6 protein-coding genes are annotated in these 8,570 nt (G+C 71.4%); 3 read left to right on the top strand and 3 right to left on the bottom strand.

Going from position 1 to position 8,570, the window contains the following annotated elements:
• Both ADK57_RS09565 and ADK57_RS09560 read right to left on the bottom strand, forming a co-directional pair.
• A partial coding sequence (locus tag ADK57_RS09565; RefSeq protein ID WP_053748948.1) for a sigma-70 family RNA polymerase sigma factor occupies positions 1 to 1,437 on the bottom strand: 1,437 nt, incomplete at its 3' end.
• Positions 1,438 to 1,736: 299 nt separating this feature from the next.
• Positions 1,737 to 2,516: a TetR/AcrR family transcriptional regulator gene (locus tag ADK57_RS09560; protein WP_078973040.1), complete on the bottom strand. Its 780-nt coding sequence runs from the start codon at positions 2,514 to 2,516 to the stop codon at positions 1,737 to 1,739.
• A gap of 375 nt (positions 2,517 to 2,891) precedes the next feature.
• On the opposite strand from ADK57_RS09560, the gene ADK57_RS09555 reads away from it, so the two are divergent.
• Positions 2,892 to 4,268 carry an NAD(P)/FAD-dependent oxidoreductase gene (locus tag ADK57_RS09555; protein ID WP_053748946.1) on the top strand — a complete coding sequence of 459 codons (1,377 nt, stop codon included), beginning with the start codon at positions 2,892 to 2,894 and terminating at the stop codon, positions 4,266 to 4,268.
• Between the two features lie 220 nt (positions 4,269 to 4,488).
• Entirely contained in the window at positions 4,489 to 6,147 is a 1,659-nt protein-coding gene (locus ADK57_RS09550; RefSeq protein ID WP_053748945.1) for a SpoIIE family protein phosphatase, read from the top strand.
• Positions 6,148 to 6,184: 37 nt separating this feature from the next.
• On the opposite strand, the gene ADK57_RS09545 is transcribed toward ADK57_RS09550, so the two are convergent.
• Positions 6,185 to 7,468, bottom strand: coding sequence for an MFS transporter (locus ADK57_RS09545; protein ID WP_053748944.1), 1,284 nt, complete (start codon positions 7,466 to 7,468; stop codon positions 6,185 to 6,187).
• Positions 7,469 to 7,610: 142 nt separating this feature from the next.
• Between ADK57_RS09545 and ADK57_RS09540 the strand changes: the two genes are divergently transcribed.
• Positions 7,611 to 8,162, top strand: a complete 552-nt coding sequence (locus ADK57_RS09540; protein WP_053748943.1) for a MarR family winged helix-turn-helix transcriptional regulator — start codon at positions 7,611 to 7,613, stop codon at positions 8,160 to 8,162.
• Positions 8,163 to 8,570: the final 408 nt, after the last annotated feature.

The raw sequence follows: 8,570 nt of genomic DNA, 5'->3' as shown, positions 1-8,570 counted from the left end.
GTTGGGGGTCGGAGTGGGGGTGGGCGTCGGCGTCGGGGTGGGAGTCGGGGTGGGCGCGGGCGCGATCACCGGAGGCACCGGCTGGGGTTCCTTCTTCGGCGGCGCGGGCGTGTTCCGCGCGGGGTCGAGCACCGGGGACGACGCGGGCGGCTTGGCGTCCGGGGTCTTGGCCGGACTGTCGTCGCCGATCAGCGCGAGCGCCACCGCGGCGGCCGCCACGGCCACCACACCGGCCGCGATACCGGCCTTCACGGGCGCGCCCAGCCCCTCGGAGGCCGTCGCGGCGCCACCGGCGCCCGCCCCGCCGGACGAGCCGCCGCTCGCCGCCCCTGTCGCCCCTGCGGCACCGGCCGCGCCCGCCCCGGCACCGCCGGCGACGAGCCCGACCACCTTGGCGTACCCGGCGGCTCCGAACCAGCCGATGACCGCGACCGGCACGACGGCGGGGATGCCGCCGGCGACTTCCTTGATCTGGCCCGCGGCCAGCCGGCACCTGGCGCACTCCTCCAGGTGCTTGCGCAGGCCCCGCTCGGCGCGGGTGCGCAGGCCGCCCCGGGCGTACGCGCCGAGCCGGTCGGCGTAGCGCGCGCACTCCTCGTCACTGGCGAGGGAGGCGCTGACGTGGGCCTGGAGGTAGGCCTGCTTGAGGCCCTCGCGGGCCCGGCTGGCGAGCACGCGCGTGCCGTTGGCGTCGAGCCCGAAGAGCATGGCGACGTCGCTCGGCGACTCGTCCTCGACCTCGGTGTGCCACAGCACGGCCTGCCACCGCTCGGGCAGCGACCGGAAGGCCTGCATGGCCATCGACTGCTCGGCCTCGTGCATCGCCCGCGCATCGGCGCCCAGGCCCAGTGTGTCGTCGTCGGACACCTCGGTGACCCGCGCGGACTGGGCGGCGAACACCGCGAAGTCGTCGACCAGTTGCTCCCGTTTCGCCGACCTCGTCCAGCCGGCGGCGACCCGTCGCACGGTGGTGAGCAGATACGCGCGTACGGCGTGCTCGGGGCCGGAGCCGCCGCGCACCGCCTGGAGCATGCGGGCGAAGACCTCGGCGGTGAGATCGTCGGCGGTGTGGCCGTCGCGGCAGCAGGTGCGGGCGTACCGGCGCACCGCGTCCGCGTGGCGCCGGTAGAGCGCCTCGTAGGCGGTGTCGTCGCCCGAACGCATCCGCTCGATCAGGTCGGCGTCGGACGGCTGCAGCGCCCTCGGAGGTGGCAGGGTGCCACTGTCCTCGCGTCGGTCGCGCTGCGTCGGCACGCTGCCCTCGACGGGCTCGCCGGCCTGCGCAGGGATGGCGGCCCCCAAGGGCTCGGCCGCCGTCGGCTCGCCGCCGCGGGGGATGCCGGCCCGTCCCCCCTGGCTCGGCACGTGCGGTGAGGCCGCGCCGCCGGTCTCCGCGTCGTCGTCACCGAGTGACCCGTCCCGCCCGTCAAAGCTCATTGCGGAAAGCCCCCGCCGCCTGCCCAACCAGTCCCGAACACCGGGTCAGAGTGCCATATTGGCTTTTGTTCAGGACCCCGGAGTGCGGACCGTCCACTCGTCCGTGGGGACTTCCCGCAATGCAGTACTAGCCCTCACCCGCACGGGGAAGGCGTCAATCGACGCTCCCGGAGCGAGAGTTGGGGGAAATGCCCCAAATGCCCGGTGAATTCCCGGGCGGTGATCGAGGCGAGGGCGCCGCAGCACCCACGCCTCACCGTCACCTGTTCGAGTCACGGGTCACCGGAGGACGAGCGTCCTCACACCGGCCGCGACCGCAACCCCTCCAGCAGGATGTCCAGCAGCCGAGCCGAGGCCGCCGCCTGCTGCGCCGCGTCCGGCAGCGAGGGCGCCGCCGTGGCGATCACCAGCAGGACGTCCGACACCGACACGTCGGCCCGCAGCTCGCCCGCCGCCCGCGCCCGGTCCACGAGCCGGCCCACGACCTCGAGCAGCGCCGCCGCCCCCGTGTCGTCGTCCGCGGGGAGCACCGGGGACGGCCCCGGCACCAGCCGCAGCTCCCCGGCACCCGGCTGCGTCCGCTGCTGCGGCACCCGCGCTTCGTCCGGCGAACCCTCGTCCGCCACGCCGACCCGCAGCACCTGCGGCGGCAGCAGCCGCCCGGCGCCCGAGGCCACCGACGTCCGCAGGAAGCGCGACAGCGCCGACCACGGCTCGTCCTCCTGACCGAGCGCCGCACGCGCCTGGTCGGTCAGCCGGGAGGTCTCCTCCTCGGCTATCCGCCGCACCAGGACGTCCTTGCTCGGGAAGCGCCGGTACACCGTGCCGACGCCGACCCGCGCCCGCCGCGCCACGTCCTCCATCGGCGCGCCGTACCCCAGCTCGCCGAAGACCTCGCGCGCCGCGCGCAGTACGTGCTCCAGATTGCGCTGTGCGTCCACGCGCAGCGGCGTCGTACGCGCGCCGTCCGCGCGTCCGTTGCCCGCCGCGCTCATCGCCGAGCCCAACGAGCCGCCCATCGCCCCGCCACCGGGTGCGATGGCAGACGCGGACGACCAATGAGAGTCCTGAACATGCATAAGTGATCCCCCGGTAATGACGTCTCCCCCCGGAGACTCTCCCCGCCATTGAAAGCCGGAGCGAACGGAACAGGCCCGCTTCCCGGACCCGCCCGTCGCGGACCCGAAGGCGCATCCCCCTACACCCCGTCGACACACGAACATAGTTGAGTGGGGGTCAATTCAGAAGGGGCACGTTCCGCAGGGAGCGCCCCCCGATCGGAGTACGGGTCGTATACGTCCCGAATGCACCCCTTCCCGCCGCCCGGCGTACACCCGCTGACCTGCGGTCCTTCCCCGCACTCCGGCGATTCGGCCAACCCCGCGCGCCCCCGGCTCGCGGTCACACAAATTGTCGAGCCTGTGGACAAACGCAAGCGCCGGGTGCGTCATGGGATGGTGAAGGAACGTGCGCGCATTCTCGTTGTCGGCGGCGGATACGTCGGGATGTACACGGCCCTGCGTCTGCAACAGACGCTGAAACGGGAACTCGCTCGGGGCGACGTCGAGATCACTGTCGTCACACCCGAGCCGTACATGACCTATCAGCCGTTCCTCCCCGAGGCGGCCGCCGGTTCCATCTCCCCCCGCCATGTCGTCGTACCGCTGCGCCGCGTCCTGGACCGCTGCCGGGTCGTCATCGGCGAGGTCACCTCCATCGACCACGCCAAACGCACCGCCGCCCTCACCACCCTCGCCACCGACGAGGAGGGCACGGGCGCGCAGCAGCTGACGTACGAGGAACTGGTCCTCGCCCCCGGCTCGATCTCGCGCACCCTGCCCGTCCCCGGTCTCGCCGAGCACGGCATCGGCTTCAAGACCGTCGAGGAGGCCATCGGCCTGCGCAACCACGTCATCGAGCAGATGGACATCGCGTCCTCCACCCGCGACCCAGCCGTCCGCGACGCGGCCCTCACCTTCGTCTTCGTGGGCGGCGGCTACGCCGGCGTCGAGGCGCTCGGCGAGCTGGAGGACATGGCCCGCTACACCGCGCGCTACTACCACAACCTCCAGCCCGACGACATGAAGTGGATCCTCGTCGAGGCCTCGGACCGCATCCTGCCCGAGGTCGGCGAGGAGATGGGCCGCTACACGGTCACCGAACTGCGCCGCCGCAACATCGACGTACGCCTGAACACCCGCCTGGAATCCTGCGCGGACCGCGTCGCCGTCCTCAGCGACGGCGCCCGCTTCCCCACGCGTACGGTCGTCTGGACGGCCGGAGTCAAACCCCACCCGCTCCTCGCCGCGTCCGACCTCCCGCTGAACGAACGCGGTCGGCTGAAATGCACCCCCCAGCTGACGATCGAGGGCGCCCCGCACGCGTGGGCGGCCGGAGACGCCGCCGCCGTCCCCGACGTCACGGCGGAACCCGGCAAGGAGACGGCGCCCAACGCCCAGCACGCGCTCCGCCAGGCGAAGGTCCTCGGCGACAACATCGCGCACTCCCTGCGTGGCGAGCCCCTCCAGACGTACTCCCACAAGTACGTCGGCTCGGTCGCCTCCCTGGGGCTGCACAAAGGTGTCGCGCACGTCTACGGACGCAAGCTGAAGGGCTACCCTGCCTGGTTCATGCACCGCGTCTACCACCTCAACAGGGTGCCCACCTTCAACCGCAAGGCCCGCGTCCTGGCCGAGTGGACCTTGTCAGGACTCTTCAAGAGGGAGATCGTCTCCCTCGGATCGCTCGAACATCCCCGAGCGGAGTTCGAACTCGCGGCCGGTGGAAAGCCTCCTCAGGACCCGATGAACGACCCGAAGGGGTCGTCCTGACCGGACCGAGGAACTCCGGCCGCGGGGTAGGCGTCTGACGGATGCCGACCCGGGCGGCCGCCCTGCCAGACTGGTCCCCGACCTTGGACGGACCGACCCCGCCCTTCGAACCCACGAGGCTTTCCCCAGTGCTGCAACCCCGGGGTGCCATCCCCCAGACCCCCGACCGGGTCCGGCGCCGGCAGAACACGCCGCAGACGACGACACGAGGCAAGGATTCGTGAACTTCACGCGCTGGAGCGCCCGGCTCCCCGGAACGCAGCGCCGCGCCGCAGCGCGGACCGACCACCAGGTCACCTCGGACCTGCGGTCGGACGGCACGGGCTCGGTACCCGCGGCCCGCGCCGAACAACTCACCGGCGAGGCACCACCCGTGCCCGCCGTCGACGAACTCCCGGTGCGCGAGGTCCTCGACCGCGTCCCCGCCCTGGTCGCCCTCGTCCACGGCCCCGACCACCGCCTCGCCTACGTCAACGACGCCTACGTCACCGCCTTCGGCCCCCGCCCCACCGGCGACCCGGTCCGCCAGGCCCTCCCGGAGCTGGACGAACTTGGCCTGTTCCCGCTCCTGGACCAGGTCCTGCGCAGCGGCAAACCGCGCACGATCAAGTCCCGCAAGGCCCCGGACGGCCGCTCGTACACCTTCACCTGCACCCCGGTGACGGAAGGCGGCGGCCCAGGCGGAGCCGTCCTCGTATTCGCCACGGACGTCACCGACCACGCCGAGGCCGCCGAACGCCTCAGAGCCAGCGAACGCCGCCAGCGCGAAACAGCCGTGACCCTCCAGCGCTCCCTGCTCCCGCAGGAGCTCGAACAACCGGACGACCTCCGCATCGCCGCCACCTACCAGCCCGGCGGCACGGAAGCCGCCGTCGGCGGCGACTGGTACGACGTGATCACCCTCGGCGGCGGCCGCACGGCCCTCGTCATCGGCGACGTGATGGGCCGAGGAGTGCGCGCGGCGGCGGTCATGGGCCAACTCCGTACGGCGGTCAGGGCGTACGCCCGTCTCGACCTCCCCCCGCACGAGATCCTGCAGCTCCTGGACGGCCTCGCCATGGAGATCGACGCCAACCAGATCGCCACCTGCGTGTACGCCATCCACGACCCGAACGAGGGCCGGCTGGTCTATGCCTCGGCCGGCCACCTGCCCATCCTGGTCCGCGACGAGAGCGGTGTGGTCCAGCGCGCGGACGAACCGACCGGCCCGCCCCTCGGCACCGGCGGCTGGATGCACACCTCGGGCTCGATCGCCCTGGGACCCGGCTCCACGGCCGTCCTCTACACGGACGGTCTGGTGGAGCGCCGCAACGAGGACCTGGACGAGGGCATCGCCTCGCTGGAGCGAGCCCTGTCCGGAGCGACCGGCACTCCCCAGGTGGTCTGCGACCGCCTCGTCCGCGCAGCCGGGGTGACGGCGGAGCACGACGACGACGTGGCGGTCCTGGTCCTCCAGCACCCCGCCCACACGGGCCCCGACAGCGAGCTCTTCCGCAACGCCGCCCTGGAGCTCCTCGGCGGCGTGGAAGCGGCCCCACGCGCGCGTGCGTTCGCCTCCGGCGTCCTGACCAGCTGGCGCTTCCCGGTGGAGCTGCACGACCTGGGCGTCCTGGCCGTGAGCGAACTCGTCGCGAACTCCCTGCAACACGGCACGCCCCCGATGCGGCTGCGGCTGCGCCGCACCGACCGTCGCCTGATCGTCGAGGTCACGGACGGCGACGACCACCTCCCTCGCCGGCGCCGCGCCGAACCCGGCGACGAGTCCGGCCGAGGCATCGCCATCGTGGCGACGATCGCCTCGGCCTGGGGGTCCCGTCGGACGCCGGGGGGCGGGAAGGCGGTGTGGTGCGAGTTCGGGTTGCCCGGGGGTGCGAAGTGAACGGGGCTGCCCGGCTCGGCCGGTAGAGCGGTGAGGCTCAGGCGCGTGCCCGGGCCTGGTCCGCCGGAGTCGGGCCGCCCTGGGCCACCACCCGGCTCCTCGCCCGCCACGGCTGATCCTGCGCGGGCGTCAGCTGACGCCCCAACCGCACCGCCAGGACCGTGATCCCCAGCGAGAACAGCAGGAACATCACGATGTACGGCATGTGCAGCGACGCCCCCATGGGCCCGCCCACCGCCGGCCCTACGGCCAACGCAAGCTGCTTCACCAGGGCGAACGCGGAGTTGTACTGCCCCGCCATTCCCTCCGGCGCAAGATCCGCGACCAACGGGGCGACGGTCGGCGACAGCATCGCCTCACCCAGTCCGAACAGCGCGTACGTCGACACGAACGCGGCGGTCGCCATCTCCTGGCTGCCATGCCCGAGCCCCGCGTATCCCGCCGTCACCCATGCGACGGCCCAGATCAGCCCGACGCCCGCGATCACCCGCGACCGCTTCCGCCGCTCGACGAACCTCAGTACGGCGAACTGCGCGACCACGATCATCGCGGTGTTCGCCGCCAGAGCCGTACCGAGGGCGGACGTCGAGATCCCGGCGGCCTCCACGCCGTAGGCGCTCAGGCCCGACTCGAACTGCCCATAACAGGCGAAGAACAGTACGAAGCCCAGTACGCACAGCTGCACCATGGCCCGGTTTCCCAGCAGCTGCCTCCAGCTGCCCTTGACCGAACCCGATCGCCCCGGCGCGTCCTCGATGCGCGGCGAGTGCGGCGTCCGCACGGTCGTCATCACCACGGCCAGCAGCAGGAACATCGCCGCCTCGATCGCGAACAGCAACGTGAAGGACGAGACGCGCGTGGTGTCGACGAGGTGACCACCGATGAGCCCGCCGACGCCGAGCCCCAGGTTCTGCAGGAAGAACTGCGTCGCGAAGGCCCGCGAGCGCGTGTCGGCGGTCGAGCAGTCCACGATCATCGTCGCCAGCGCCGGCTGCATCACGGCCTGCCCGGCTCCGAGCGCGGCCGCGGACAGCAACACGGTCGTCGCGTTGCTCGCGAGCCCCAGGCTCAGAGCCCCCAGCGCGGCGGTGACCAGAGCGGCGAGCAGCACCGGCAGCGGGCCCCGCCGGACGATGGCCCGCCCGGCGAACGGAAGCACGATCAGCGCCGCCACGGCGAAGACGGCGAGGACGAGCCCCGCCGTCACGGCACCCAGCCCCCGTACCTGCGCCACATAGACGTACAGATAGGGGACGGTGAAGCCGAGCCCGAATGTGCTGAGTGCGTTGCCCACGTGGATCCGGCGCATCGCTGCGCCCATCGCCCTGGTCACGTTCACCTCTCTCGAGATAGTTGAGAGCCCTCAGTAGTTAGGACTGAAGACTTCGAAGCTAAAGTTAGATCCTAAACAGTACACATCGAAGGACTTCAACGCCAAGCAGGCCCGTGCCATACTGCGCCCCATGGGCGACACCCCCGGCGGCCTCAGCGAGCCGACCCTCGAAGAGCAGATCGCCGCCTACCAGCGCGAGTTCCAGGACCTCGACCCCCAGGTCGAGCAGATCGTCTCGGCGCTGTCCCGCCTGAACCGCCGTATGAACGTCGCCTACGGCCGCCAGACCGCCGCTCTCGGCATCAGCAACGCCGAGTGGGAGGTCCTCAAGGCGCTCGTCCTCTCCGGCGCCCCCTACCGCATGGGGCCCAGCGACCTCGCCAAGCGCCTCGGCCTCACGCCGGCCGCGATGACCCACCGGATCGACCGCATGGTCACCGAGGGCCTGGTCACCAGGGAGCGCGACGAGTCCAACCGCGTCCGCGTGATCGTCGAGCTCACCGCGGAGGGTCGCGAGAAGTGGCTGGAGGCGATGCGCCTCGCCACGGTCTTCGAAGAGGACCTGCTCCAGGACCTGTCACAGGAGGACCGCACCGCCCTCGGCGAGGTCCTCACCCGCCTGCTGCGCAGGGTGGAGCACGCCCAGCCGGACGCTGGCGGGCGTCTCACCGACCTGGACTGATGCCGCCACAAAAGATCTTGACAGGCGATGCTTGACAGTGCCCTGCTCGATCCGTAAAGTTCTTCGGGTTGCCACGGAGCCGTAACGGTTCTTCGGTAGCACCTCCGCCGCATCAGCGGCACCACAAACCACCAGCACGATCTCCCAACGGGGTGGAATTCGGCGTGCCCGAATTCCATTCGATTTGGGTCCGGCAGCTCGATTAGGAACTGCCGGGAGGATCCGCTAAGGTTTGAGACGTCGGAACGGCCCAACGGCCGCGAAGACAAACCCCTCTGACTGGGAATCGGATCCGAAAGGATCTGGTAGAGTCGGAAGCGCCGGAAAGGGAAACGCGAGAGCGGGAACCTGGAAAGCACCGAGGAAATCGGATCGGAAAAGGTCTGATAGAGTCGGAAACGCAAGACC

Origin of the sequence: Streptomyces sp. MMG1533, assembly GCF_001279775.1 — a bacterium.
Lineage (GTDB): Bacteria > Actinomycetota > Actinomycetes > Streptomycetales > Streptomycetaceae > Streptomyces.
The sequence above is the reverse complement of the archived record's forward strand: the minus strand, read 5'-3'. Positions and strand labels throughout refer to the sequence as shown.

Bases quoted from the DNA above. Each gene is read 5' to 3' on its own strand.
- ADK57_RS09560 (WP_078973040.1), bottom strand. From the start codon at position 2,516: ATGCATGTTCAGGACTCTCATTGGTCGTCCGCGTCTGCCATCGCACCC.
- ADK57_RS09555 (WP_053748946.1), top strand. From the start codon at position 2,892: ATGGTGAAGGAACGTGCGCGCATTCTCGTTGTCGGCGGCGGATACGTC.
- ADK57_RS09545 (WP_053748944.1), bottom strand. From the start codon at position 7,468: ATGGGCGCAGCGATGCGCCGGATCCACGTGGGCAACGCACTCAGCACA.
- ADK57_RS09540 (WP_053748943.1), top strand. From the start codon at position 7,611: ATGGGCGACACCCCCGGCGGCCTCAGCGAGCCGACCCTCGAAGAGCAG.